Source organism: Sporosarcina sp. USHLN248, from assembly GCF_037144575.1.
Classification (GTDB): Bacteria; Bacillota; Bacilli; order Bacillales_A; family Planococcaceae; genus Sporosarcina; species Sporosarcina contaminans.
Map to the genome: position 1 here is coordinate 13,228 of NZ_JBBCZC010000016.1, position 26,284 is coordinate 39,511.

At 41.2% G+C, this 26,284-nt stretch carries 25 protein-coding genes and 1 riboswitch; of the genes, 21 read left to right on the forward strand and 4 right to left on the reverse strand.

The genetic code is table 11. The features are described from left to right. The first annotated feature begins 77 nt into the window (after positions 1 to 77). From WFH04_RS08315 to WFH04_RS08340, 6 genes are all read left to right on the forward strand, one after another. On the forward strand, positions 78 to 1,394 hold the full coding sequence (locus WFH04_RS08315) for an NAD-dependent malic enzyme (RefSeq protein ID WP_336823588.1): 1,317 nt from the start codon (positions 78 to 80) through the stop codon (positions 1,392 to 1,394). A 59-nt stretch (positions 1,395 to 1,453) separates the two neighbouring features. Further along, positions 1,454 to 1,786: a transposase gene (locus tag WFH04_RS08320; RefSeq protein WP_336823589.1), complete on the forward strand. Its 333-nt coding sequence runs from the start codon at positions 1,454 to 1,456 to the stop codon at positions 1,784 to 1,786. 135 nt (positions 1,787 to 1,921) lie between these two features. Beyond that, positions 1,922 to 2,386, forward strand: coding sequence for an NUDIX domain-containing protein (locus WFH04_RS08325; RefSeq protein ID WP_336823590.1), 465 nt, complete (start codon positions 1,922 to 1,924; stop codon positions 2,384 to 2,386). After that, the gene (locus tag WFH04_RS08330) at positions 2,376 to 3,170 is read left to right on the forward strand and encodes an alpha/beta hydrolase family protein (RefSeq protein WP_336823639.1); all 795 of its coding nucleotides are present in this window, start codon (positions 2,376 to 2,378) and stop codon (positions 3,168 to 3,170) included. The genes WFH04_RS08325 and WFH04_RS08330 overlap by 11 nt, the downstream gene beginning before the upstream one ends. Positions 3,171 to 3,284: 114 nt before the next feature. Next, the gene (locus WFH04_RS08335; RefSeq protein WP_336823591.1) at positions 3,285 to 5,315 is read left to right on the forward strand and encodes a catalase; all 2,031 of its coding nucleotides are present in this window, start codon (positions 3,285 to 3,287) and stop codon (positions 5,313 to 5,315) included. A 240-nt stretch (positions 5,316 to 5,555) separates the two neighbouring features. Continuing rightward, positions 5,556 to 7,604 (forward strand): catalase, encoded by a 2,049-nt coding sequence (locus tag WFH04_RS08340; protein ID WP_336823592.1) that lies wholly within the window; start codon positions 5,556 to 5,558, stop codon positions 7,602 to 7,604. 48 nt (positions 7,605 to 7,652) lie between these two features. Here WFH04_RS08340 and pckA read toward each other — a convergent pair whose 3' ends face one another. Next, entirely contained in the window at positions 7,653 to 9,242 is a 1,590-nt protein-coding gene (gene pckA / locus WFH04_RS08345) for a phosphoenolpyruvate carboxykinase (ATP) (RefSeq protein WP_336823593.1), read from the reverse strand. A 175-nt stretch (positions 9,243 to 9,417) separates the two neighbouring features. Next, positions 9,418 to 9,532, forward strand: a riboswitch (SAM riboswitch). 352 nt (positions 9,533 to 9,884) lie between these two features. On the opposite strand from pckA, the gene metK reads away from it, so the two are divergent. Continuing rightward, on the forward strand, positions 9,885 to 11,093 hold the full coding sequence (gene metK / locus WFH04_RS08350) for a methionine adenosyltransferase (protein WP_336823640.1): 1,209 nt from the start codon (positions 9,885 to 9,887) through the stop codon (positions 11,091 to 11,093). 434 nt (positions 11,094 to 11,527) lie between these two features. Here metK and WFH04_RS08355 read toward each other — a convergent pair whose 3' ends face one another. Beyond that, positions 11,528 to 12,040, reverse strand: a complete 513-nt coding sequence (locus WFH04_RS08355; protein WP_336823594.1) for a gamma carbonic anhydrase — start codon at positions 12,038 to 12,040, stop codon at positions 11,528 to 11,530. 104 nt (positions 12,041 to 12,144) lie between these two features. Here WFH04_RS08355 and WFH04_RS08360 point away from each other — a divergent pair, with 104 nt between their 5' ends. From WFH04_RS08360 to nhaC, 13 genes are all read left to right on the forward strand, one after another. Next, positions 12,145 to 12,945, forward strand: coding sequence for an alpha/beta hydrolase (locus WFH04_RS08360; protein WP_336823595.1), 801 nt, complete (start codon positions 12,145 to 12,147; stop codon positions 12,943 to 12,945). A gap of 13 nt (positions 12,946 to 12,958) precedes the next feature. Then, positions 12,959 to 13,549: a histidine phosphatase family protein gene (locus WFH04_RS08365; RefSeq protein WP_336823596.1), complete on the forward strand. Its 591-nt coding sequence runs from the start codon at positions 12,959 to 12,961 to the stop codon at positions 13,547 to 13,549. Positions 13,550 to 13,688: 139 nt separating this feature from the next. Next, on the forward strand, positions 13,689 to 14,216 hold the full coding sequence (gene lepB, locus WFH04_RS08370; RefSeq protein ID WP_336823597.1) for a signal peptidase I: 528 nt from the start codon (positions 13,689 to 13,691) through the stop codon (positions 14,214 to 14,216). 69 nt (positions 14,217 to 14,285) lie between these two features. Further along, positions 14,286 to 14,474: a hypothetical protein gene (locus WFH04_RS08375; RefSeq protein WP_336823598.1), complete on the forward strand. Its 189-nt coding sequence runs from the start codon at positions 14,286 to 14,288 to the stop codon at positions 14,472 to 14,474. A 121-nt stretch (positions 14,475 to 14,595) separates the two neighbouring features. Next, positions 14,596 to 16,746: an ATP-dependent helicase gene (locus WFH04_RS08380; RefSeq protein WP_336823599.1), complete on the forward strand. Its 2,151-nt coding sequence runs from the start codon at positions 14,596 to 14,598 to the stop codon at positions 16,744 to 16,746. Beyond that, positions 16,743 to 17,117 (forward strand): fluoride efflux transporter CrcB, encoded by a 375-nt coding sequence (gene crcB, locus WFH04_RS08385; RefSeq protein ID WP_336823600.1) that lies wholly within the window; start codon positions 16,743 to 16,745, stop codon positions 17,115 to 17,117. Before WFH04_RS08380 ends, crcB begins: the two co-directional genes overlap by 4 nt. Further along, positions 17,114 to 17,479, forward strand: coding sequence for a fluoride efflux transporter FluC (locus tag WFH04_RS08390; RefSeq protein ID WP_336823601.1), 366 nt, complete (start codon positions 17,114 to 17,116; stop codon positions 17,477 to 17,479). The genes crcB and WFH04_RS08390 overlap by 4 nt, the downstream gene beginning before the upstream one ends. Positions 17,480 to 17,617: 138 nt before the next feature. After that, the gene (locus WFH04_RS08395) at positions 17,618 to 18,346 is read left to right on the forward strand and encodes a thermonuclease family protein (protein ID WP_336823602.1); all 729 of its coding nucleotides are present in this window, start codon (positions 17,618 to 17,620) and stop codon (positions 18,344 to 18,346) included. A gap of 298 nt (positions 18,347 to 18,644) precedes the next feature. Then, entirely contained in the window at positions 18,645 to 19,145 is a 501-nt protein-coding gene (locus tag WFH04_RS08400; RefSeq protein WP_336823603.1) for an SRPBCC family protein, read from the forward strand. Between the two features lie 287 nt (positions 19,146 to 19,432). Beyond that, positions 19,433 to 19,780, forward strand: a complete 348-nt coding sequence (locus WFH04_RS08405; protein ID WP_336823604.1) for an ArsR/SmtB family transcription factor — start codon at positions 19,433 to 19,435, stop codon at positions 19,778 to 19,780. Positions 19,781 to 19,793: 13 nt separating this feature from the next. Next, positions 19,794 to 21,089, forward strand: a complete 1,296-nt coding sequence (locus WFH04_RS08410; protein WP_336823605.1) for an arsenic transporter — start codon at positions 19,794 to 19,796, stop codon at positions 21,087 to 21,089. A 29-nt stretch (positions 21,090 to 21,118) separates the two neighbouring features. Further along, entirely contained in the window at positions 21,119 to 21,535 is a 417-nt protein-coding gene (arsC, locus tag WFH04_RS08415; RefSeq protein WP_408020178.1) for an arsenate reductase (thioredoxin), read from the forward strand. Positions 21,536 to 21,920: 385 nt separating this feature from the next. After that, positions 21,921 to 23,303, forward strand: coding sequence for a Na+/H+ antiporter NhaC (gene nhaC / locus WFH04_RS08420; RefSeq protein ID WP_336823606.1), 1,383 nt, complete (start codon positions 21,921 to 21,923; stop codon positions 23,301 to 23,303). A gap of 231 nt (positions 23,304 to 23,534) precedes the next feature. On the opposite strand, the gene WFH04_RS08425 is transcribed toward nhaC, so the two are convergent. Together WFH04_RS08425 and WFH04_RS08430 are read right to left on the reverse strand one after the other, a co-directional pair. Next, positions 23,535 to 24,041 carry an isoprenylcysteine carboxyl methyltransferase family protein gene (locus WFH04_RS08425; protein WP_336823607.1) on the reverse strand — a complete coding sequence of 169 codons (507 nt, stop codon included), beginning with the start codon at positions 24,039 to 24,041 and terminating at the stop codon, positions 23,535 to 23,537. A gap of 4 nt (positions 24,042 to 24,045) precedes the next feature. Next, the gene (locus WFH04_RS08430) at positions 24,046 to 25,125 is read right to left on the reverse strand and encodes a type III polyketide synthase (RefSeq protein ID WP_336823608.1); all 1,080 of its coding nucleotides are present in this window, start codon (positions 25,123 to 25,125) and stop codon (positions 24,046 to 24,048) included. Positions 25,126 to 25,256: 131 nt separating this feature from the next. Here WFH04_RS08430 and WFH04_RS08435 point away from each other — a divergent pair, with 131 nt between their 5' ends. Continuing rightward, positions 25,257 to 26,276: an LLM class flavin-dependent oxidoreductase gene (locus WFH04_RS08435; RefSeq protein WP_336823609.1), complete on the forward strand. Its 1,020-nt coding sequence runs from the start codon at positions 25,257 to 25,259 to the stop codon at positions 26,274 to 26,276. Positions 26,277 to 26,284: the final 8 nt, after the last annotated feature.

The window sequence follows — 26,284 nt, forward strand, 5'->3', positions numbered from 1 at the left end:
CTTATTTTTTGTTGTGGCCTTTAATTGGTGTAAAATAGGGTAGGGAATAGGAAGAGGATTTTTTAGGAGGAAATAGCATGTCGGATATACAGTTTATTAGAAATTTAATTATTGAAACGCCTTCAGTGCCCGGGAACTTTGCAAAAGTGGCAGCGGCAATCGGTGAATTGAAGGGTGATATTGGAGATATCCAGACAATAAAAGTAGGGACATTATCTACAATACGGGATATATCAATTCAATGCCAAAGCGAAGAGCATTTACATACGATTGTTCAGGCCGTTAATGCAATCGGCAATGGAATTCATGTACATGCCGTAACAGACGATGTATTGCAAGCGCATGAAGGCGGAAAAATTCAAATGAAAAGCAGGTTTGAAATCCGTTCTTTAGGCGATTTAAGAAGAGCGTACACGCCAGGCGTTGCAAACGTATGTAAAGTGATTCAAGAAGACCCGGAGCAAGCAAAATATTTTACTGGAATTTCAAATACAGTAGCGATTGTTACGGATGGCACTGCGATTTTAGGATTGGGAAACATTGGGCCAGTGGCAGGAATGCCCGTCATGGAAGGGAAATCCGTCTTATTCGATCAATTTGCCGGAATTAGCGGGATTCCTATTTTATTGAATACAAGTGATCCAGATGAAGTGGTTGCGACGGTAAAACATATTCACCAAAGCTTCGGAGGTATTTTGCTTGAAGACATCGGATCGCCGCATTGCTTCGAAATCGAAGAAAGACTGAAAGCGGAATTAGATATTCCTGTCATGCATGATGATCAGCATGGGACAGCTGTTGTTACATTGGCATCCGTGTTGAACGCATGTAAACAGACAGATGTTGAATTGTCACAATCTGTCGTAGGGCAAATCGGTTTAGGGGCAGCAGGACTTGCAATTAGCAGAATGCTCATGGCATATGGAGTAAAAGAGATGTGTGGAGTCGATCGGAATCCGGATGCTATTGAAAGAATGAAAAAGCATGGCGGAACGATTTTAAATTCAATCGAAGAACTCATGGAAACTTGTGATATTGTCATAGCGACAACTGGTGTAGAGGGATTGATCAAACCAGAAATGGTAAGGGAAGGTCAAATCATCTTAGCATTATCGAACCCGAATGCTGAAATTAAACCTGAAGTTGCTTTGAAAGCTGGAGCAGCATACGCAGCAGATGGACGTCAAGTGAACAATGTATTAGGATTCCCTGGAATTTTCAGAGGAGCGTTGAATGCACAAGCGAAAGAGATTACTTATCCAATGCTGATCGGAGCTGCGCTTGCGATTGTCGATAGCACAAAGCCTGGTGATTTAGTTCCTCATCCACTTGACCCGAATGTACATGCAAATGTCGCAATCGCGGTTGAACGCATTGCAAATGAGGGGAAATAAAAAAATACTGCATTGATTCAATGCGATAAGCCATACTACCTAAAAAAGGATGGTTTTGTATGGCGAACGACAAGGTTAGAATGTATGTTTCTGTTAAAAATCAACAAGTATATCCTCATAAGCATGCAGCCCCGTGGGAATATGAAGTAGAAATGAGCAAGGAGTTTCTTCCGGTCTTTCATCAATTATTTTCCCAAATAGGAAAATTGGAATTCAGGAATTTTCTCAGAGGTCATACATTGCCTTATTTGCCCTATCACTATGATCGGGATAACCATGATATTGATCTTAGAACGAAGAAATTGTATGCTTTAATCCATGAATTTACAGACGATGAATCGAAAAGGTTCATTGAGCAGCTGCCCTATTTTAGAGAGCCGGCCAAACGTTAAAGTTGACTGTTTTAGTCCACTTCAAAAATTCTGCAAAAGGCTTCTCTATGTGATTGATTAATCGAATGGCTACATAGGTGAGGCCTTTTGTAGAAGAATGCCGGACGGTTCATTGATTGAAAGGACGTGATGTCGTTGGTTACTACGTTCAAAGATTTACAAGGCGCAAAAGTGGAACTAACATTTGGCGATAATCCGATGGGAATGGAGGCAAGACATGTTCTTGTCGTTTTAAAACATGAAGGAAAATGGCTTATGACTCGACATTTGCTTCGAGGCATCGAATTCCCAGGAGGCAAAGCGGAAGAGGGCGAATCAATCGAAGAGGCCGCAGTTCGCGAAACGATTGAAGAGACGGGTGTCCATATTACGGACTTAGTAAAATTTGCAGAATATGTTGTCATAAGCAATGTGACATTTTGCAAAGCGGTTTTCACTGGAAAAGTAGTCCAGATTGAAGAAGACCCGACGCTGTATGAAACTGCTGGGGCATTATGGATGTCAGATGAAGAGCTATCCAACTGCGATCAATTAAGTTTCCATATGAAAGATGCAGGGATGGCAAAAATTAAGGAATGGGTAAATGCCTATGATTCATAATGCCGCTATTTTGCATCGGCGGGATTACCCTTCTCCAAATCCTCATGTGCGCCTCGAAGAAATAACGTATTGGTCCGATGGCTATAAGGTGAAAGGCATGTTAGCTGAACCAGTAGAAGAGGGAATGTATGAAGGCATCGTTTATTTGCGCGGAGGCATACAGCATGTTGGTATGGTACGCCCATCCCGCATAGCGCAATTCGCCTCTCAAGGGTTTATCGTTTTTGCCCCTTATTACCGTGGCAACCGCGGTGGCGAGGGACGTGACGAATTTGCTGGGGAAGATCGACAAGATGCTGTAAACGCAGTCGATGTTCTGAAACAGCATCCAAACGTTGAGAAAGAAAGAATTCATTTATATGCTTTCTCAAGAGGCGGCTTAATGGCACTGTGGACGGCCATTCTCCGTGAAGATGTTTGTTCGGTTGTCATATGGGCAGGGATGTCCGATGTCGTGTTTACATATAACGAACGAAAAGACATGCGACGGATGATGAAAAGAGTGATTGGCGGAACACCTAATAATATGCCGGACGCCTATCGTGAACGGACGGCTTTATTTCGTATAAATGAAATTGAAGCACCTCTTTTGATTATTCACGGCATGAAGGATGAACATGTTTCTTTCGAACAGGCAATCCTTTTAGAGAATTCGTTGAGAGAAAATGATAAGCCGTATTATACATGGTATTTCCCCGACTATACACATCATTTTCCAGCTCAGCATAATGCACAAATTGTCCGTGACCTATGTATATGGATGAAAGAACAAGTAAATCTTTAAATCCTTATGGGAATCTCTCCCATAAGGATTTTTTATTGATAACTAACAGGAAATGTATCTCCAAGTATAGATTACTTAGTTAGGGTAAACCTTATAGAAGAGAGGTGATTGAACATGGAAAATAACAATAGCAAACAAGAGCAATTGGATCAGTACCGTGTACAAAACACAGGCAAGCCGATGACAACTAACGAAGGAAGAAAAATTTCAAATGACCAGGAGACTATAAAAGCAGGTGTGCGCGGTCCATCTCTTCATGAGGATTATTGGTTCTTAGAGAAGATGTCCCATTTTAACCATGAAGAAATACCGGAAAGAGTCGTACATGCTAGAGGATATGGCGCATACGGTGAGTTTGAGTGCTACCAATCAATGAGCCAATTTACGAGTGCAAAATTTTTATCGGAACCGGGGAAAAAGACGCCTTTACTATGTCGGTTTTCCACGGTGCAAGGAGCTAAAGGGTCTTATGATACAGCGAGAGATTTGCGCTGTCTCGGTGTTAAGATGTATACAGAAGAAGGGAATTATGATCTTACAACGATTGCTATGCCAGTGTTGATCATTCAAGACCCGATGAAGTTCCCAGACTCAATGCATGCATACCAAAATAAGCAAGACGATGGTATACCGACAGCGACAGGAGCACATGACAGGTTTTGGGATTTCGTTGCCAATAATCCGGAATCAATCCATATGGTGACGTGGATCATGTCCGATAGAGGCGTTATTAAAAATTATCGAGTGATGGAATCTTGGTCAATTAATACGTATTTATTTATAAACGATGAAGGAATTGCCACTTTCGTCAGATTTGTTTGGAAGCCTGTTTTAGGCGTCCATTCCTTGCTTCACGATGAAGCGCTCAAAATTGGCGGACTGGATCCTGATTATCATAGAAGGGATCTTCGGGAGGCGATTGACCGTGGAGCGTATCCTGAATACGAATTGGGTGTCCAATTGATCCCGATGGAAGATGAATTCAAATATGATTTTGATGTGCTCGATCCTGCCAAGTTTTGGCCAGAGGAAGTTGTTCCAGTTCAACTAATCGGCAAAATGACATTAAATAGGAATGTCGACAACTACTTCGCAGAATTGGAGCAAGTAGCCTTTAACCCTGCCAATGTCGTGCCAGGAATTGGTTTTTCTAACGACCCGGTGCTGCAAGGAAGGCTACTAACGTATAGGGATACACAACAGCATCGACTTGGCAGTGCCAATTACGATGAATTGCCTGTAAACCGTCCACTTTGCCCGTTTCATAATAATACACGAAGAGGCTATATGAGGATGCGAATTGATGTAGACCAAGTGAATTACCATAATAATTCACTGGCGAATAACACGCCTCATACATCGAAACCAGAAGAAGGCGGTTATGTCCATTATCCTAAAAAAGTGGAGGGGCATGTCATTCGAGGCCGAAGTGAATCATTTAATGATTTCTTTTCACAGCCGAGAATTTTTTGGAACAGTTTGTCACCTGTTGAAAAGCAGCATACAATCCAAGCGTTTAGTTACCAACTTGGGAAAGTGAAAAGTGAATCCGTTCGACAGCAAAATGTCAATTTATTAGCCAATGTTGATCAGGAACTTGCGACTGTCATTGCAGACAATATTGGGGTAGAGCGACCAACAGGGACGCATGTCCAAGTATCGACAAGCTATCCTTCACTTAGCCAGACGAGTACACCGAAATCAGCATATACGTTAAAAGTTGGGGTGTTAATTGGCAACGGATTTGATGCGAGTGAAGTTCAAGCAACCTTAAATACATTGCAACAAGGCGGTGTATTTGTTGAAATTGTTAGTGAGCGATTAGGTGTAGTCACCGGTTCAGATGGAACAGAGCTAAAAGTTACTCAAACATTTCTAACGACGAGCCCTTATTTGCTTGACGCAATTTACGTTGTAGGTGGCAAAGGGACATATGAAGAAAAATTCGAACAGGATATTTTAAATTATGTAAGAGTTGCCTATACACATTATAAGCCGATTGGCGTTGCTACATCAGGAGGTTCGTATATAGAAACGACAGAGAAAAACAATTTACATGGCGTAGTTTTTGCGAAAGATCGACCTGAATTTGCAAATGAATTCATTAACGCTATCGCCCAGCAACGCTTTTGGGATCGCAAGTAATGTAAAATAAAATACAATGCAAAGAATCAATTACTTATTTTCGTAATTGGTTCTTTTTTACATACAAAGCCTATTACTTTGTATATTAACAATTGCATGTATTTATAATGGATTGGAGTACTATTACTGGACTCGCAAATAATCCTCTAAGCGATGTAGACTACTAATTGGGTAACCTATCATTTCCGCCACACATATATATAGTTGGGGAAGACCTAATGTGTGGAAAGGTGAGTGAAAATGGATAACAATTTTGAAAATGTTGATCAAAATAAGAAACAAGAACAATTGGACGAATATCGTGTAGTAAACGCAGGAAACCCAATGACGACAAATGCATCAAGAAAAGTTTCGGATGATGAGAGGATTTTAACGGCCGGTAAACGGGGACCTGGATTGTTGGAGGATGTTTATTATTTTGAGAAAATGACATCTTTTGTCCGTGAAGAAATACCGGAAAGAAAGGTCCATGCAAGAGGATATGGGGCTTATGGAGAATTTGAATGCTATCAGTCAATGAAACAGTATACGAAGGCAGGATTTCTGCAGGAGGCTGGCAAAAAAACACCTTTGATCGTCCGATTCTCTACGGTACAGGGAAGTAAAGGTTCAAAGGATACAGCACGGGATTTGCGTTGCTTAGGTGTTAAGTTTTATACAGAAGAAGGAAATTATGATATGACGATGATTTCGTTCCCTGTTTTAATTAACCAGGATGCGATGAAATTTCCTGACGTTATGCATGCCTATCAACCAGAACCGAGAACGGGTATGCCACAAGCATCGGGTGCGCATGATACCTTCTGGGATTACGTTGCGAATAACCCCGAAGCACTTCATATGACGTTATGGGTTATGTCAGATCGCGGCATTATTAGAAGTTATCGGATGATGGAATCCTGGTCTGTTAATACGTACCTATTTGTCAATGATCAAGGGGTCGCGACATTTGTAAGATTTGTTTGGAAACCTGTACTTGGGTCGCATTCTTTGCTTATGGATGAGGCGCAGAAAATCGGCGGCATCGATCCCGATTATCATCGTCGGGATTTAAGAGAGGCGATCGATCGAGGCGCTTTTGCAGAATATGAATTAGGTGTTCAGTTAATTCCGATGGAAGATGAATTTAAATATGATTTTGATATTCTGGATTCTACAAAATTTTGGCCTGAAGAGCTTATCCCTGTCCAAATCATCGGCAAGATGACGTTAAATCGGAATGTGGATAATGAGTTTGCAGAGCTTGAACAAGTAGCATTCAACCCAGCAAATGTCGTTCCTGGAATTGACTTTTCAAATGATCCTGTTTTACAGGGAAGGTTAATTGCTTACCGGAGTGCACAATATCATCGTTTGGGAAGTAAAAACTATGAGGATTTACCAGTTAACCGACCTGTTTGTCCATTCCATAATAATCAGCGAAAAGGATACATGAGGTATCGGATTGATGTTGATGAAACGAGTTACCATAGAAACTCCTTAGAAAACAATACACCGTATACAACCCCGCCTGAACAAGAGGGATATGAGCATTACCCTATGAAAGTGGAGGGGCGTGTCACACGGGAGCGCAGTGAAAAATTCGATGACTATTTTACACAGCCAAGGATTTTCTGGAATAGTTTAACGCCTATTGAAAAGCAGCATATGATCGAAGCGCTTAGCTATCAAATCGGAAGTTGTAGAAGCAAATCAGTCCGCCAGCAAAGTGCCGATATTTTAGTGAATGTCGATAAAGAGTTGGCCAATATTGTTGCGGATAATGTTGGCGTAGAGCGACCAAATGGAACGCATGTACCGGTTTCAACAAGATACCCTTCTTTAAGTCAGGCAAGCACACCAAAGTATGCATATTCGTTAAAAGTCGGTGTATTGATTGGCGATGGATTTAACGCGAATGAAGTGAGAGCAACTCTTAATACATTGCAGCAGTACGGCGTTTTCGTTGAAATTGTCAGCGAAAAATTAGGCACAGTTACTGGTTCAGATGGTACTGTAATGGAAGTTACCAATACATTTTTAACGACAAGTCCTTATTTGTTGGATGCGCTCTATGTAGTAGGAGGAGAGTCAGACAACGAAATGAAATTTATGCAAGACATTATGGAATTTGTAAGAGTTGCCTATACACATTATAAGCCGATTGGTATCGCTGCATCGGGGCGTTCATATTTACAAACAACAGATAGAAACAATTTGGATGGCGTCGTATTTGCAGAAAACAATCCGAACTTTGCAAATGAATTTGTCAATGCAATTGCCCATCAACGATTTTGGGATCGAACGTAAAGAAAAAAACACACATGGATTGATAGGATCACCATGTGTGTTTTTATATTATTCAGCGATAGGTCCGCCTTTTTGGACGAAATCATCGGAAACGTACTTAAATTTCTTGAAGTTTTCACGGAAAAGGTGAGCGAGTTCTTTTGCTTTTTTGTCATAAGCTGCTGGATCGCTCCAAGCGTTGCGAGGGTTCAGAACTTCGCTTGGAACGCCTTCAATTGCTTTCGGCATAGCAAGGCCAAAAATTTCATTTACTTCGAATTCAATATCGTTCAATTGTCCGGCGATTGCAGCATTTACCATTGTACGAGTATGTTTGAGCTCCATACGCTTACCTACGCCATATTCGCCGCCAGTCCAGCCAGTGTTGACAAGGAACACTTGTGCATTATGCTCGTCAATTTTTTGCCCTAACATTTCTGCGTATACTGTCGCAGGCAACGGCAGGAACGGAGAACCGAAGCAAGTTGAGAAGGTTGCTTCAGGAGCAGTAATCCCACGTTCAGTGCCGGCTAATTTCGAAGTGAAGCCGCTAAGGAAATGATACATCGCTTGCTCTTTCGTCAATTTAGAAATTGGGGGCAACACGCCGAATGCATCAGCAGTTAAAAACACAATTGTTTTCGGATGGCCAGCCATTGACGGCTTTGCAATGTTTTCGATATTATGGATTGGATAAGCAGCACGCGTGTTTTCAGTTAATGAATTATCATCATAATCAGGAACTCGTGTTTTGTCATCCAAAACTACGTTTTCAAGCACAGAGCCAAAACGGATTGCACCGAAAATTTCTGGTTCTTTTTCTTTTGATAAGTTGATGCATTTCGCATAGCAGCCGCCTTCGATGTTAAAGACGCCGTTATCGGACCAGCCATGCTCATCATCGCCAATCAATTTGCGTTTCGCGTCTGCAGAAAGCGTCGTTTTGCCTGTACCGGATAGTCCGAAGAATAGTGCGACATCGCCTTCTTCTCCTACGTTAGCGGAACAGTGCATCGGCAGGATGCCGTGCTCAGGCAGCAAGTAGTTCATTACTGAGAAAATCGATTTTTTCATTTCTCCAGCATATTCAGTTCCGCCGATTAGCACGATGCGTTTTTCGAGAGAAACGATAATAAATGTTTCGGATTCAGTGCCGTCGACTGCTGGGTCTGCTTTAAAAGTAGGAGCCGATAAGATTGTAAATTGTGCCTCATGTGTAGTAAGCTCTTCTTCAGTCGGGCGGATGAATAAGTTATGGACAAATAAGTTTTGCCATGCAAATTCATTGACGACTTGAATGGAAAGCTGCGATTCTTTATCCGCACCTGCATATCCTTTGAAAACGAATAATTCGTCTTTCGCTTTCAAGTGGTTGATAACTTTTGTATATAATGAATCAAAAATTTCTTGAGAAATCGGCCGGTTCACTTTGCCCCAATCGATTTTGTCTTTTGAAGAAGGTTCCTCAACAATGAATTTATCCTTAGGGGAGCGCCCTGTATACTTGCCGGTTTCAGCAGATAGCGCACCATCCGCAGAGAGCTTTGCTTCTCCTCTTGAAGTAGCTTTCTCGATCAGCTCTGCCACTGAAGGCTGGATATTGACATTAGCTCCTGAAAGCAATTCATTTAGTCCATTTTCGATCTTCGCAGAAATCATATGTTTTGTACCGTCCTTTGCGTATTAATCCCATATAAATGGGTATCATTACATTCCGTAAATAGTATAACACATTAAGAATAATAATCTATACTAATTCAAAACTCAAGCAGTTAAGCTCAAAAAGATTTGACAAAGTGAAAACTTTTTCGTAGCATGGTTACATGAACGGATACTCTTATCCCGAGCTGGCGGAGGGACAGGCCCTATGAAGCCCGGCAACCTGCGTAGTGCAAGCTACGAGAAGGTGCCAAACCTGAGGCAAGGTTTTACACCTTGGACGATAAGAGTGAAAGGTGCTGCATTTGAAATCATGCCTTTCCTCATGTGCTTTTACGTGAGCGAAGGGCTTTTTTATCTTCATTAAGATAGAGATCCATCTTTGAAGCGTTGAGATACATTTCACTTTTTAGCGAGAGTTCCTATACTCGACAAATGAAGATAAGCCTCCGGCGGTTGTCATGAATTTTGCATTGCGCATTCAGGCGCATGCAAAACGATGATGCGACTATGCCAAGGCCCAATTGATTTTATCAAGCCCTTAATCCTTGTGTATGTTGACGTCGACTCTCTTCAGGCGTGGAACTATCTGGGAAAAATAGAGTACCGTATCAATATTTGCAAGCCGTTAAGGAGGAAATTATAATGACAAACCGCCGACTGTTTACTTCAGAATCAGTAACGGAAGGACATCCAGACAAAATGTGCGACCAAATTTCGGATGCCATTTTGGACGCTATTTTAGAAGAAGATCCGAATGCACGAGTCGCATGCGAGACGACAATTACGACAGGATTAGTGCTTGTGATCGGAGAAATCACAACAACGACTTATGTCGATATTCCAAAAGTTGTTCGGGATACTGTGAAAGAAATCGGCTATACTCGCGCCAAGTTCGGATTCGATTGGGAGACATCTTCCGTTTTAACTTCGATCGACGAACAATCGCCTGATATTGCTGCGAGCGTTGACCAAGCATTAGAAGCACGTGAAGGAACGATGACGGACGAAGAATTGGAAGCAATCGGAGCGGGCGACCAAGGATTAATGTTTGGGTATGCTTGCAATGAAACACCAGAACTGATGCCGATGCCAATTAGTTTGTCCCATAAGCTGTCACGCAGACTAGCGGAAGTGAGAAAAAATGATACACTTCCTTATTTGCGTCCGGATGGTAAAACGCAAGTGACAGTTGAGTATGATGACAACAATCGTCCAATACGGATTGATACAATCGTCATTTCTACACAGCATCATCCTGATACGACACTTGAACAAATCCAGCAAGACATTAAAGAGCATGTCATTTATCCAGTCGTACCGAAAGAATTATTGGATGAAGATACAAAATACTTCATCAACCCTTCAGGTCGTTTCGTTATCGGCGGTCCGCAAGGAGATGCCGGATTAACAGGACGTAAAATCATCGTTGACACTTACGGTGGATATGCTCGCCACGGCGGCGGAGCCTTCTCCGGAAAAGACGCGACGAAAGTTGACCGTTCCGCTTCCTACGCAGCGCGTTATGTAGCGAAAAACATTGTTGCTGCTGGACTTGCAGAGCGTTGCGAAGTGCAGTTGGCGTATGCGATCGGCGTTGCGAAACCTGTCTCTATTTCGATTGATACATTTGGAACAGGAAAAGTTGAGGAAAGCAAATTGGTTGAGCTTGTGCGCGAACTATTCGATTTACGCCCTGCAGGCATAATCAAAATGCTTGACCTTAGACGTCCAATTTATAAACAAACTGCAGCATATGGCCATTTCGGCCGAACGGATGTTGAGCTTCCTTGGGAGCAGACAGACAAAGCGGCAGAGTTGGTTGAAAGGACCGGTTTGTCAGTACGGTAATAAAATATCTATGTAGGAAGCAAGGGTTCATTCCTTGCTTTCTTTTTTTATTGTAGGTATATGAAACGCCTCGCTCGAAATGTGTAGAGAACCGTTAGAATGAAGAGCTGAATCGCTCGAAATCTGCAAGTGTCCCCTCGAATGTTGTGTAAAATGGCTTGAAGAACCCCTGTCTCTGCTTGAATGCGGAAGTGCTTGAAGTTTTCATGTATCCGCTCGAAGTGTGTGGATAACCGCTTGAAGCCCTCGTTCTCTGCCCGAATTGGGTGTTAAGACGCTCGTATTACAGCTGAAACCGCTCGTATGGTGTTATAGAACGCATAAACTACACGTTTGCCGCTCGATACTAATTCGTTAATTACAAGCATTACAAAAGGTTGTAGCACCCAACAAAACATAAAACAGACGCTGCCCCTATTCAGAGCAGCGCCTGTTTATTTTTGCATCTTTTTATAAACCTGTCCTTTTTCAACATAGCTGTTGACGATGCGCAACATATCTTCGCGGTCTTCGTCGTTTAATTCACGGACTACTTTTGCTGGAGAGCCCAATGCCAATGTGTTTGGCGGGATTTTCTTGCCGGGGGGTACGAGGCTGCCGGCACCGATAAATGCGCCTTCGCCAATTTCTGCGCCATCTAAAATAATTGCTCCCATTCCAATAAGAGCACCTTTACGGATGATACAGCTATGTAATGTTGCTTTATGCCCAACAGTTACATCGTCTTCAATAAGCAGAGTGCGATTCGGGCTTTGGTGCAAGCAGCTTAAATCTTGGATACTTACACGCTCGCCAATTATGGTTGGCGCTACATCTCCCCGGATAACGGTGTTGAACCAGATTGAACTATTTGCGCCAATTGTTACATCCCCTGTAATTGTTGCGTAGTCAGCGACATAGACAGAAGGGTGAATTTTTGGAGATTTTTCTCCATACGGATAAATCATGATGACCACCTCATTTTATCAAAATCGTGTATAATCTATCATATCATAAAAAACATGATGATCTTTTAATCTAATTGAATTGCACGAACGGAGGACGATGGAACATGTGGAAATGGGAAGCAGAAGGACAGCCGAAAGCGGTTGTTGTCATTGTCCATAATGCATATGAACATCATCGTCGATATGCATGGCTCATTCAAGAATTACGCATAGGCGGTTTTCATGTTGTAACGAGCGATTTACCTGGCCATGGCGAGGAAAAGGGCAATAAACTACACGATGAATCTTTTGAGTCTTATGTGCGTCATGTGAAAAGCATGATGGAAATCGGTTTGCAAGACGGCTTGCCTATGTTTGTCATTGGACATGGATTAGGCGCTACGCTCATTATGCACATTTTACAAACTCAGAAATTGGAATGCGCTGGTTGTATTTTCATGTCTCCTTGGCTGTCGCTGAAACACCAGCCATCTAAATTTTCGGGAGTATTAACAAAGTTATCGAGCTCCGTTAAATTAAAGCATGATGTGACGATTGAGATGCTGACGAAAAATTACGACCTGCATGTTGAATATCAAAATGATCGATTTTATAGTTCAACAGTTGTCACATCTTGGTATCGCGAGCTGCTGTCGATGATGAAGTCGGTCATGGCGCACGAAGAGAGTATTCAAGATGTGCCGATGTTAATTCAGACGGGGGAGAATGACAAAATCACCGATATTTCATTTGCGAAAAAATGGTTGCAAAATCAACAGCTCTCCGAATTTCAATATAAAGAATGGAAAAGGCTCTACCATGATTTACATCAAGAGCCTGAGCGAGTAGAAGTGTATTTATACATTCAAGCTTTTATGGACAATGTGCTTCGATCATTAGGTTACGTTATAGATTCAAATCATTAAGGGAGTGGTTGAGATGACAGTTATCGGTTTTGTAAGACATGGGGTAACAGCTTGGAATAAAGAAGGCAGGGCGCAAGGCAGTTCAGACGTCCCTTTGGATGAAGAAGGGATTGAAATGGCCGGACGTGTCGCTAAACGATTGTCTACTGAACAATGGGATGCCATTTACACAAGTCATTTAAGCCGTGCGAAAAAAACGGCGGAAATTGTAGCTGAGAAATTGCCGCAAGCTATATTCGTTGTCGATCAGCGATTGGCGGAGCGAGGTGGCGGATTAGTTGAAGGCACGACCGAAGCGGAACGCATCGAAAAATGGGGCATCAATTGGAAAGAATTGGATCTCGGTTTCGAGCCGCATGATGCAATTATTGAAAGAGGGATGGCCGCCATTCGAGATATAAAAGAAAAGCACCCAAATGAAAGGGTACTGTTGATTAGCCACGGAGCTTTTATTAAAAGACTATTCAACGAACTCATTCCGGATGAACAATATGAAAAAAGTTTGGATAACACATCAGTAACTATAGTCGAATTGTCGGATGAAAGAAATAGATGCCACTTATTCAACTGTACAGCGCATTTAAAGCAGGCAATGGATGCATAGCACAAAAATTTATAGACTCTACTAACTTGTAGCAGCAGTTTTTAGAGAATATTGTAGTGGAAATCATTTTCTATAAATCATTTAAGGCAAAAGTTCGTTATAATAGATAATAGCTTTGAATGGATGGAGGAATTGAATCGTGAAAAAAGAAACAAAAAAAGAGATTTTCTCATGGGTGAAATCACTTGTTATCGCATTTGCTTTAGTTTTAATCGTACGGCAGTTTTTATTTTCTCCTGTATTAGTCTCAGGACAATCAATGGAACCGACATTCGAATCGAATAACCGGGTCGTCATTTCCAAAATCCACAAACTGGATCATTTCGATTTAGTCGTTTTCCATGCGCCGAATTCAAAGGAAGACTATATTAAACGAGTAATCGGGCTGCCTGGCGATACAGTTGTCATGAAGGATGATCGTCTTTTCATAAACGGAAAAGAATATGATGAGCCTTATATTCAGGAAAACAAAGATAAATTGTTCAAAGATCAGAAACTGACGCAGGACTTTGAAGTAACCGTACCAGAAGGTCAGCTTTTCGTCTTGGGCGATAACCGGAGGAATAGCACAGATAGTCGTGCGATTGGCTGTATCGATGAGTCCTCTGTCGTTGGAAAAGTGGAATTCAGATTTTATCCATTCAATTCAATCGGCTTTCCAAAATAATTATTTTGATGATTACATTTCTCCATTGAGGGTATTCTAAAAAGGACTATTTTTGGAGGAGTGATCAAGTTGGCTGAAGATAAGCGACATAAGCGTGCTCACAATGAAGCGGACAATGAGACAAAGGCAAATATGGCCGGTGTGGAATATTCGGACGAGCAAAGACGTCAAAATGAAGTTGCCTCCACTGCATATACGGGTAGTAAAAATGAGAAAGTCGATATTCAAAATGACAAGCTTGAGTCTGGCGGATTTTAACGTAATTATGAAAAGAAACCTCTGCGTAAAATAGCGTAGAGGTTTTTCTTTTGTGTATCTAAACAAATGGGTGTTCGTATGTTACAGTATGTGTAGGAACATATTGAAGGAGCAAATGGCAATGGATGATTTTTTTGAACGAAAGAAAAAGGAATTGAATATCGAATTAAATGAAATACAAAAATTAGCCGTCATGCAATCGGAAGGCCCTTTGCTTCTTTTATCATGCCCCGGTTCAGGTAAAACTACAACAATCATCATGAAAATTGGTTACTTACTTGAAGAAAAAAACGTGCCTGCAAGCCGTATTAAGGCAATTACGTTCAGCAGGGCTTCTGCTAGGGATATGGCTGAGCGGTTCAAGAAATTTTTTCCTGATCAAAAACCAGTGGAATTTTCGACAATACATAGCTTGGCATTTACTATTACACGTCAGTTTTTGCAAAAGACGGGTGTAACCTATGATCTAATAGAAGGATCTAATAGCAGGAAAGGATCTGTGCAAAAGCATTTTCTATTAAAAGATTTATATAAAAAGGTTCTAAAAGAAGATTGCACAGAGGATGAATTAACTGCACTTTCAACTTTTATCAGTTCTTTGAAAAACCGTATGATTCCTTTTAATGAATGGCAAGAGATTGAAGGGCCTTTTGAAAGAGCGGGACAAATTGCGTTACAGTACGAACAGATGAAAACACGTACATACAAACATTTACTCTTAGATTTTGACGATATGCTCACAATTGCTGAACAAGCATTGCGCACGGATGAAGAGTTGGCGGCTTATTATCAAGGCTTATATGATTATTTACTTACCGATGAAAGTCAGGATACGTCTCTTGTCCAACATCGAATTATTGAGCATATCGTCGCTTTCCACGGCAATTTATGTGTTGTGGCGGATGACGATCAGTCCATTTATACGTGGCGAGGAGCAGAACCGGATTATTTATTGGACTTCAAAAAGGTTTATCCGGATGCTCAATTGCTGAAAATGGAAAGAAATTATCGATCTTCAAAGGAAATTGTCGATGCATCAGCTCTTTTCATTGAGCGAAACAAGAACCGCTATCCGAAAAAAATGCATACAGCTAATCCGGAAGCAGGGCCGATCCAGATCAAACAATTGGAAGATCCCAAACGGCAGTTAGAATATATTACATATGAATTACTAAATGAGCAACGTTTGAACGAAGTGGCAATTTTATTTCGAAATAATTCTTCCTCAACCTTATATGTGAATGAATTGCACCGCCGAGGCATCCCTTTCTATATGAAAGATGCGGATGACAAGTTTTTCTCCCATTGGGTCGTTGAGGATATTTTGAATTTCATGCGTCTCAGCTTCAATATGACTCGGAAGGATATATTTTTAAAAATCATTATGAAAATGAACGCTTATATTTCCAGATCAATGATCATTACTTTTGAACGAACAAATACAAGGGGCAATGTTTTTGATTCGTTTATGGAGTGTGTGGATTTAAAAAAAGACCAAATCGACAAATTGAAGCATTATCAAGAGGTATACGATAAAATTCCTCAAATGCGTCCAGCACAAGTCATTCGAATGATTCGCTATGAATTGGACTATGAAGAGGCGTTGAAAAGCCGCGCGAAAAAATTTGGTTTTCGTTTCGATCAGCTTTCAACAATTTTGGATACGCTTGAAGGGATTGCGTCTCAATTAAAGACGATGGTTGAATTTGCGAACCGTTTAAAAGAGCTTGAGCAAGCCGTCCAGAAAGCGAAATATCACCCTTCCGAAAATGCTGTGACACTTTCCACTTTCCATAGCGCAAAAGGATTAGAGTTTAGACGAGTGTTTATGATTGATCTCGTCAAGGGAATCATTCCTTCAGACGAAGATGAAAAAGACCGAACGCTTTTGGAAGAGGCAAGGCGATTATTTTACGTTGGCATGACAAGGGCAAAAGAGCGATTAGAATTGCTTTCCTATCAGTCAGTGGATGGAAAACAGAAAGAGGACTCGAAATTCATTAACGAAATGCGAGGGATCTTAATGAAACCTGAAGAGAGGAAAATGGAGAAGCTGCAAAAAGCGGATGTATCGATTCCTTTAAATCCAGACGGAATCTGTCAAAGGGAAGAATTATCCGTAGGCATGCACATATCTCACAGAGTATTTGGCCGCGGAACGATTCAAGAAATCACCGATGAAATGGTGTCCATTCTTTTTGGAAATACAGAAAAACGTTTATCTCTTGAAATGGTCTTATCCCGTAGGCTGTTGGAAAAGGTAGCTGTATGAAAAACGCTTTGTTCGTCGGTATTGCTGGTGCATTTGGTGCAATTGCGAGAGTGTGGATGGGCACGATTTTTCATAGTGAGGCCTTTCCATTCGGCACGCTCATTCCGAATTTAATCGGTTCGTTTTCATTATGTTTTCTATCCGGAGGGGCAATTCGGAAACTGACTTCGGATGAATCATTACAAACTGCCGTCACGACAGGTTTTTTAGGTTCCTTTACAACTTTCTCCGCGTTTAGTTTAGAGACTGTAGAGCTGTTTCAAAATGGACAACATCTGTTAGGCATTGCCTATTTGTTATTGAGCATAGTTGGCGGACTGGCTGCTGGATTGTTAGGCAGCAGCGTATCTCGTAAGAAGGTGTCAGTATGACCTTTGCAGATCTTGCCATAATCGGATTAGGCGGGGGCATCGGCACATTGATTCGATACATTCTTGCATTGAAATGGAATGCAACACGTTCATTGCCAATAGGGACTTTATTCGTCAACTGGTCGGGTTCTTTTTTGATCGGTTTCATAGCAATGCTCAACTTGAATAGTTTATGGACGTATTTTATCATTTCAGGCATTGCGGGTGGGATGACGACTTTCTCTACGCTCAATAAAGAGTTAGTGATCTTATGGAAAGATGGTAAAAGAAAAATATTTTTCTTTTATTTAATTGGAACGTATAGCATCGGAATTTTCTTCGCTTACTTAGGGATTGTGGCGGGTAGGTTACTGGCGCCATAATCCTTTTTCTGTTTGCTAATTGAATGGTCCAGCAGCTACAATATTGAAGTCTCAACTGATCGGATTCTATGGAAGAAAGGCATACGAATCGATCTTGAAACGAATGTACGAAATAACTTTAGAAAGGAAGTAACAAGTTTGAGCAGTAAAAGAAGAAATAAAAAGAAGAAAAATAGTGTGCTGTCAGCAGTCGTTGTAATTATTTTGGCAGCTGTCTATTTGGTCTGGGGAAAAGAAGATGCAGAACCGACCCGTTCGGGGCTTATTCCGGTTGAACTCATTAAAACAATTGATGGCGATACAATTAAGATCAAATACGAGGGCAAGGAGCAAAATGTCCGTTATTTATTAATTGATACACCCGAAACAAGTCATCCGAGATTAGGAAAGCAGCCTTTCGGAGAGAAAGCGAAGGAGCGGAATCAGGAGTTGCTCAATAGCGGAAAGTTAGAAATTGAATTTGATATAGGCGAAAAATATGATAAATATAATAGACTATTAGCTTATATTTATATTGATGGTGAAAGTGTCCAAGAAAAATTATTGGAAGAAGGATTAGCGAGAGTCGCTTATGTCTACCCGCCGAATACACGTCACTTAGATGCATATGAAAAGGCACAGGAGCGCGCTAAAAAAGCAGGGATCGGCATTTGGACATTAGAAGACTATGCAACGGATCGTGGATTTGATAGCGATACCTATTCCATTACTGACAAAAATACAGAAACGAATTCCAAAACGGATGCTGAGGAATCCTTTAAGAACTGTACGGAGCTGAGGAAAAAATACCCGAACGGTGTTAAAAAGGGGCATCCTGCTTATTCTGAAAGGATGGATGGCGATAAGGATGGCTATGCTTGTGAATGAACAATGGAGTTGGAAGCACGGAGTCTTGGGGCTGAAGTTGTCGCTATCTATGCGGATGTTTCAAATGCAGAGGATGTAGATCGTTTCGTATCGATTGCAGAGAAATCCTACAAACCTCAAAAAGACTGTAGACAAAGTGAAAAGATGCTTTGTCTACAGTCTAATGGATAATTAGTTTATCTAAACGGGTATACTGATTTTTGGTATAACCAATTTCGTTTATAACGAACAACGTTTTACGTTTTAAATAATGTTATAATCAATCGAAAGAAAACGAATTATGCAAAGGATGGTTCGCATGACAAAAACATCAAAAACAACTCTTAAAATGAACCGCAAGTTTAAAGTTCCAGCGGAAAAAGTGTTTGCCGCGTGGACGAACGAAGAATTTCAAAAAAAGTGGATGTTTACTATGGAACATACGAATAAAATTGCAAAGAGTGATCCTCGAGTCGGCGGAACATGGGAAATTGTGGATCACCGAGGTGGAAAAGACTACCGAGCCATTGGCGAATATAAATTGGTGGAACCGCCAACAAAACTCGTATTCACATTCAAAATGCCTCAATTTAGTGATTTAGAAGACGACATTACAGTCGAGATTCATCCGTTAGATTCAAGTTGTGAAATGATCTTCACACAAGAAATTAACGTTCCCCATGAAGAAGGTTGGACAGAAGAAGATATTGAAAAAGCACATGAAGAATGGAAGAAAGAGACCGAAGAAGGATGGCATTATATGTTTTTAGGTTTGAAAGAATTAGTAGAAACAGGGAAAATTACATATCCAACATTGTAGTATAAAGAACCTACCGAATCCACATTACTTTGAAGAAAAAATCCTGAACCGTTGTTAAGGGCATGCCTCCTATTCTGAAATGATGGATGGCTAGCTTGAATGGTAGATAAATCAAGGACAGATTGTGGAAAGAATCTGCTTCTCAACAGTTCACCAAATTTAGTATCGGGTCAATCAAAGTCTTAATTTTAGTGATGATTACTGAAATTAAGACTTTTTTATTTTACACTTTTGCATTTACTTATATAAGCATATAATTATATTGTTGTTAACAAGGAGGGTTTAATATGAGTACAAGAGTGACAGCTGATTTACAACAGGCTTCACAGCTTCTGAAACTATTAGGCGATCGAACACGTTTGACGATGGTCAAGCTTCTGTCTACTCATGATTGTTGTGTCTGCGAATTTGTTGCGATATTCAACATGAGCCAACCAGCCATTAGCCAGCATTTACGTAAGATGAGAGACAACGGCTTAGTGAAAGAAGAGAGAAGAGGGCAATGGATTTTTTATTCGATAAATCGAGAGCATGAAGATTATCATTTGATACAGAGCATCCTTGACCAGTTGCCAAACCAAGATCAATTAATTGTCGAGTTGGAACAACAAGGTTTACGCATTTCGTGCGAATAGGGAGGTACAGTTATTGGTTTCAGTTATAACTGCGTTAAGTATTTTTATGATTACGCTAGTGTTTGTAATTTGGCAGCCAAAAAATTTATCAATCGGATGGACGGCTTGCATTGGCGCAGCGATTGCACTCTTATTGGGAGTCGTTGATTTTAATGATGTCTTGGACGTTACAAGTATTGTATGGAATGCGACATTAGCGTTCGTGGCCATTATTATCATTTCTTTAATTTTAGATGAGATCGGATTTTTCGAGTGGGCTGCGTTGCATATGGCACGTATTGCGAATGGTAGCGGTATCCGAATGTTCATTTACGTCAGTATTTTAGGTGCTATCGTTGCAGCTTTATTTGCGAATGACGGTGCAGCGTTGATTTTAACACCGATTGTGCTGTCGATGGTGCGTAATTTGAAGTTCAGTGAAAAAATGGTCTTTCCATTCATCATGGCGAGCGGCTTTATCGCTGATACGACATCTTTGCCTTTCGTTGTCAGCAACTTGGTGAACATCGTTTCAGCCGACTTTTTCGGAATTGGTTTTGTCGAATATGCAACAAGGATGATTGTTCCAAATCTGTTTGCGCTTTTGGCAAGCATCTCTGTGCTTTATTTATTTTTTCGTAAAAGTATTCCGGGAAAATATGACATGGCGGATTTGAAGCAGCCAAACGAGGCAATCAAAGACCGTAAAATGTTTAAGCTGTCATGGTTTGTGTTGGCAGTATTATTAATTGGCTATTTTCTAAGTGAATTTTTGCAGATTCCCGTCTCTTTCATTGCGATAATAGCCGCGTTTTTCTTTTTGCTAATGGCAAATAAAAGTCCAGCAGTGGAGACTAAACAAGTGCTGAAAGGAGCACCATGGGCAATCGTCTTCTTTTCAATTGGGATGTATGTCGTTGTGTATGGTTTGAAAAATGCTGGTTTGACGGTCATCCTGTCAAATCTTATTCAACTTGCTGCTGATCAAGGATTATTGACCGCGACGCTTTCTATGGGCTTTATCGCTGCTTTTTTATCTTCCATCATGAATAACATGCCAACAGTCATGATCGATGCTTTAGCAATTGCAGAAACGAATACGTCAGGAGTCATTAGAGAAGCACTTATTTATGCAAATGTAATAGGATCGGACTTAGGGCCAAAAATTACACCGATCGGATCCTTAGCAACTTTGTTATGGCTGCATGTGCTTTCTCAAAAGGGCGTAAAAATCAGCTGGGGCTCGTATTTTAAAGTCGGTATTATCTTAACGATTCCTACGTTGTTCATTACACTATTTGGATTGTATTTATGGTTGTGGATTTTATAAATGTATTAAGAAAGGGATAATCTATTGTTGTGAAAGAGACATTGTACTTTCTATGCACGGGGAACACATGCCGCAGCCAAATGGCCGAGGGATGGGGAAAGCAAATGTTAAGCGACAATTGGAATGTATTCAGTGCAGGTATTGAAGCACACGGAGTAAATCCTTTAGCCATTAAAGTCATGTCAGAGGCCGGGATTGACATTTCTGATCAAACATCGGATAAAGTCGATTATGCTATTTTGAAGAACGCGGATCTTGTCGTGACGCTTTGTGGAGATGCTGCAGATCATTGTCCAACGACTCCATCATCCGTACAACGTAAACATTGGGGATTTGATGATCCTGCTAAGGCGACAGGCACTGAAGAAGAGATTTGGAGGGAGTTTCAACGCGTACGTGATGAGATCGGTGAACGGATTAGAAAGTTTGTCAGGGAGGAAGCATAATGATCTTATAAACTGGGCCATGCCAACCTATACTGAAAAAATAACTAATACTTGTCTGCCTAATCACTTACATAGTTCGAAAAACCTCTTGACATTTACGACAGACATGATAAGATTCAAAACAATATAGCGCGCTATAAATTTAATTGTATAACCTTGGAGATTTGGCGCAGTAATGTCGTCGTAGGCAGCAATAAGAAACTGAATGGTCGATGGAAATTCAGGCAGCGACGAACATGAAGTACACCAAAAGCAATTCTCCTTTTTGAATGAAGTGGATGACGGCTTATGCTGTCTTCAATTAGGGTGGTATCGCGGAGAACTTCTTCGTCCCTTGTGTAGGGATGAAGGGGTTCTTTTTTATTTTATCGAGGAGGAAGCGGCCATGTTTAAGATTAAAGCGATTCATAAGCCTACTGCAGTAGAATCGTTTCTGCTTGTGATAGGAATTATCATATTAATTAGCGTCAGTATTATTAAATTCGAATCAGTTCCGCATTTGCCGATTCTGTTTTCGATATTATTGCTGATAGCGTATGGGCTAACGAAAAAAATTCCGTTTAAACATCTCGAAAAGGGATTGATAGATGGCGCTGGAGCTGGAATGGGCGCAGTTTTTCTGTTTTTCTTTATCGGTATTCTAATTAGCAGTTGGATGATAGGAGGTACGATTCCAACTCTTATTTACACAGGTTTTCAGTTAATTACACCTACATTTTTCTTTGCAATTGTTTTTGTCGTTACGGCAATTGTCGGCATTTCCATCGGGAGTTCATTGACTACAGTCGCAACAGTTGGCGTTGCATTTATCGGTATGGCGCATGTTCTTGACCTGTCATTGCCGATTGCTGCGGGAGCAATTGTCTCCGGTGCATTCTTTGGAGATAAAATGTCCCCTTTATCGGATACGACAAACTTGGCTTCCTCCATCGTAGGGGTTGATCTATTTGAGCATATCCGCAATATGGGATGGACGACAGTGCCCGCATTTTTCTTATCACTTTTGCTCTTCGGTATACTATCTCCAGGAGCCAAGAAAGATGATTTCGAACAGATTGCATTGTTCCAAAATACTTTGTTAGAGACAAACATGATTCATTGGTACGCAATTATCCCGTTAATTCTTTTGTTTGTATTAACGATCAAAAAAGTTCCGGCATTGCTCACTTTAGCCATCAGTTCAGCGGTCGCTGTCATTATTTCATTTTTCCACCAAAGTTTCGCTATTTCCGAAGTGTTAGAAATCCTGTTTTTCGGCTTTAAGTCTACGACGGGGGTGGCAGATGTAGATGCTTTATTGTCACGAGGCGGAGTGGAAAGTATGATGGCTACGGTCGGTCTCGTCCTATTGGCGCTAAGCATGGGCGGATTGTTATTTAATTTAGGTATCGTTCAAACATTGCTTGCGAAAATTGAAATGTTGCTCAAAAAAGTCTCGTCTGTAATAATGGCATCCGCCTTAACCGCGATTGGTATAAACGTAATGATCGGAGAACAGTACTTGTCCATATTATTGACGGGCCAAGCGTTCCAATCACAATATGAAAAAGTCGGTTTAGCAAATAAAAACTTGAGCCGGGTAATGGAAGATGCAGGAACGGTCGTCAATCCATTAGTGCCATGGAGTGTATGCGGCATTTTCATTACAGATGTGTTGAATGTGTCAACAATATCGTACTTGCCATTTGCATTCTTCTGCTTGTTATCGCCAATTTTGACAGTAATGTTCGGTTATATGGGGAAAACGTTGACTCGCATCCCTTCTTAACAGTAAATGCGCGCCAAGCTCCTTTATAGGTAGCTGGCGCGCATTAGAGTTTATTGGCGTAGTTAGTTGCTATACTGTCGTGCATCACATATATACTGACGAAGTCAGTCGGATTCACTCCACAGGTCTACTGACACGCTTCTCTTCTTTATAGACGTGAAGAAATTCATCTGTCTGCTCCGCTGTTCACTGTTTCTTGTTTAAAGAAAGTCATTCAATCAAAAACTGTTCTCAGTAATTTGTCACTTCTGCCAACGCTTTTTCTTCTGCCGGAATTCGTACGGTCATCATCCATATATTTAGGCATGTGAATAGGAGGGCAGTGAAATAGGCGTTGAAGAGGAGGGGCAGTACGATGAGCTCAGTTGCTACGATGATGTAATTTGGATGCCGCAACCATTTATAAGGCCCTTTTCGAACTACTTCCGCGTTTGGGAGGACGATGATTTTTGTATTCCAATACTTTCCTAAAGATAATAAGCACCATACTCTGAACACCTGAGCAATGACAAATAAGGAAAGCCAAACGATCCAAATGGCGGATACTGATCGATTGAAAAATACTACTTCTGCGATGAGTGAGACGAAAAAAGCAATATGCATGGCGACCATAAAAGGATAATGCCCCTCGCCGGCTTCGATTGCACCTTTGCTTTTCATCCAGCGTTCATTGCGCCGCGCGACGAAAAGCTCGATGATCCTTTGTAATATGACTAACATAAGAATATAGATGAACATCCGCTCACTCCCATTTTAATAGCAACAATTCGCCGCTGAAGCCTGGACCTAATGCTGCCATTAAGCCATACTCCCCAGCTGCAGCTTCGTTTTCCATAAATTCCTTCAGTACGTAAAGAACAGTTGGTGATGACATATTGCCATGGTTTCGCAAAATATTTCTTGAGATTTCTGTTTTGCTGGAATCAAACCCCATCGCTGCTTCGTAGGCCTCTAACACTTTCTTGCCGCCTGGATGCGCAACGAAATGTGCAATATCATCTTTATCCAAATGATAGGAATGTAAAAACTCATGTACGAAAGGTCCTAACCAAGTTGAAATGATGGAAGGGATGCTTTTTGAGAAAATGACGTACAATCCATTGTTCTGAATATCCCAGCCCATAACATCTTCAGAATCCGGCATTAATTTAGATGTCGTGCCGAGGATGGAAGGAACAGTACCTGAAGTAGCAATTTCAGATTGATTGCCTGATATTAATGCGCATGCGACCCCATCGGAAAATAAGGAGACGCCAACTAAATTACTCTTTGAATAGTCCTCTTTTTGGAAAGTCAAACTGCAAAGTTCAATCGAAAGAACGATGACATTCGCCTTCGGAAAGGCTTTGCAATATTCGTAAGCCCTGCTAATTCCGGCAGCTCCTCCGGCGCATCCGAGTCCCCATATTGGAATTCTTTTCGTATCATCGCGGAACGGAAGACGGTTCATAATGCGCGCTTCTATACTTGGCGTTGCAATGCCTGTGCTTGAAACAAAAAAGATTGCGTCAATTTCTGATGGTGAAACGGATTTAATTAACCCATCCCCATTGTTCAAACAGTGATTGATTGCTTCAATCCCTAAGTTCACTGCATGATGGATAAATAAATCATTCCGTTCTTTAAAATCATGCGGCTCGCTATACCATTCAAGCGGCATGCAAACATCTCGCTTTTCAATTTCCGCATTCTCAAACACTTTTAGTAGTCTTTCAATATCTTTATATCGATTGCTGAATAAGGAGCGAGTCAGCTCTACCGCCTGCTCTTGCTTCACTTCGTAAGGAGGGAGGACGGTGCTAACAGAAAGGATTTTCGGCATAAGAAACCTCCATATTTTCTTTTTATTCTTTTACCACTTAAAAGTCCGTGCAAACAATTGATGAGGCAATTCTTATGAGATTACAAATTACTTTGTGTACAATGGTCAACAATAGATAGGAGGATGTTGACATGTCCATTAAATTGAGTATTTTAGACCAATCGCCAATTGCTGAAGGGAGCAATGCAACCGAGGCTTTGCAAAATACTGTTCAGTTGGCGAAAAAAGCAGAACAATGGGGTTATCATCGATTCTGGGTATCTGAACATCATGACTCTACGACGTTAGCAGGTTCTTCCCCTGAAATATTGATGGCTCATTTGGCTTCTATTACATCATCGATTCGTATCGGTTCTGGTGGAGTTATGCTTACACATTATTCTCCATTTAAGGTGGCTGAAAACTTTAAACTGCTGGAAGCACTCTTTCCTGAAAGAATCGATGCAGGCATTGGACGTGCTCCTGGTGGGATGCCACGGGCTACATATGCGCTGCATGACGGCAAATATCGGGATGTCCATAAATTCCCACAGAAAGTCGATGATTTGATCATGTATTTAAATGACAGTATTCCTTCCGATCATCCGTATGTTGGATTGAAAGCGACCCCAGTCACATGTACCAATCCTCCAATTTGGATGTTAGGTTCTAGTCAAAACTCCGCATTGTTGGCAGCTGAAAAAGGTTTGCCATATATGTTTGCGCAGTTTATCAATGGCGAAGGGGGTGAAGCTTGTGCGTCCATTTACCGTGAACGTTACAAGCCGTCTAACAGTCAGCCGAAGCCACAGCAGGCAGTCGCCATTTTCTTCGCATGTGCAGAAACGGAGGAAGAAGCTGAAAGGATCGCTTCATCGTTAACTCTTTCTATGCTGATGTCAGAACAGGGGATGTCTTCGAAAGGAATTCCTTCACCAGAAACGGCAATGGCTTATTCATATAGTCATTTTGAGCAAAAGCGTGTCCAAGAAAATCGTAAAAGGATGATTGTAGGAACACCGAAATCGGTCCGCCGCCAAATTGAAGAGTTGTCTGCCGTGTATGAGGCGGATGAAGTGATGTTAGTCATGATCGCTTACGATTTTCAGGATAAACTACGTTCGTATGAATTGATTGCAAAAGAAATGGGATTACAGCAGCATGGAAAGTGATTGAAAAG

Coding starts and splice junctions, on each gene's coding strand:
- WFH04_RS08390 (WP_336823601.1), top strand. CDS start 17,114: ATGACCTTTGCAGATCTTGCCATAATCGGATTAGGCGGGGGCATCGGC.
- WFH04_RS08330 (WP_336823639.1), top strand. CDS start 2,376: ATGATTCATAATGCCGCTATTTTGCATCGGCGGGATTACCCTTCTCCA.
- WFH04_RS08365 (WP_336823596.1), top strand. CDS start 12,959: ATGACAGTTATCGGTTTTGTAAGACATGGGGTAACAGCTTGGAATAAA.
- WFH04_RS08340 (WP_336823592.1), top strand. CDS start 5,556: ATGGATAACAATTTTGAAAATGTTGATCAAAATAAGAAACAAGAACAA.
- WFH04_RS08425 (WP_336823607.1), bottom strand. CDS start 24,041: ATGTTCATCTATATTCTTATGTTAGTCATATTACAAAGGATCATCGAG.
- pckA (WP_336823593.1), bottom strand. CDS start 9,242: ATGATTTCTGCGAAGATCGAAAATGGACTAAATGAATTGCTTTCAGGA.
- WFH04_RS08355 (WP_336823594.1), bottom strand. CDS start 12,040: ATGATTTATCCGTATGGAGAAAAATCTCCAAAAATTCACCCTTCTGTC.
- WFH04_RS08380 (WP_336823599.1), top strand. CDS start 14,596: ATGGATGATTTTTTTGAACGAAAGAAAAAGGAATTGAATATCGAATTA.
- WFH04_RS08430 (WP_336823608.1), bottom strand. CDS start 25,125: ATGCCGAAAATCCTTTCTGTTAGCACCGTCCTCCCTCCTTACGAAGTG.
- nhaC (WP_336823606.1), top strand. CDS start 21,921: ATGTTTAAGATTAAAGCGATTCATAAGCCTACTGCAGTAGAATCGTTT.
- WFH04_RS08335 (WP_336823591.1), top strand. CDS start 3,285: ATGGAAAATAACAATAGCAAACAAGAGCAATTGGATCAGTACCGTGTA.
- WFH04_RS08360 (WP_336823595.1), top strand. CDS start 12,145: ATGTGGAAATGGGAAGCAGAAGGACAGCCGAAAGCGGTTGTTGTCATT.
- WFH04_RS08435 (WP_336823609.1), top strand. CDS start 25,257: ATGTCCATTAAATTGAGTATTTTAGACCAATCGCCAATTGCTGAAGGG.
- WFH04_RS08315 (WP_336823588.1), top strand. CDS start 78: ATGTCGGATATACAGTTTATTAGAAATTTAATTATTGAAACGCCTTCA.
- WFH04_RS08320 (WP_336823589.1), top strand. CDS start 1,454: ATGGCGAACGACAAGGTTAGAATGTATGTTTCTGTTAAAAATCAACAA.
- WFH04_RS08400 (WP_336823603.1), top strand. CDS start 18,645: ATGACAAAAACATCAAAAACAACTCTTAAAATGAACCGCAAGTTTAAA.
- crcB (WP_336823600.1), top strand. CDS start 16,743: ATGAAAAACGCTTTGTTCGTCGGTATTGCTGGTGCATTTGGTGCAATT.
- WFH04_RS08405 (WP_336823604.1), top strand. CDS start 19,433: ATGAGTACAAGAGTGACAGCTGATTTACAACAGGCTTCACAGCTTCTG.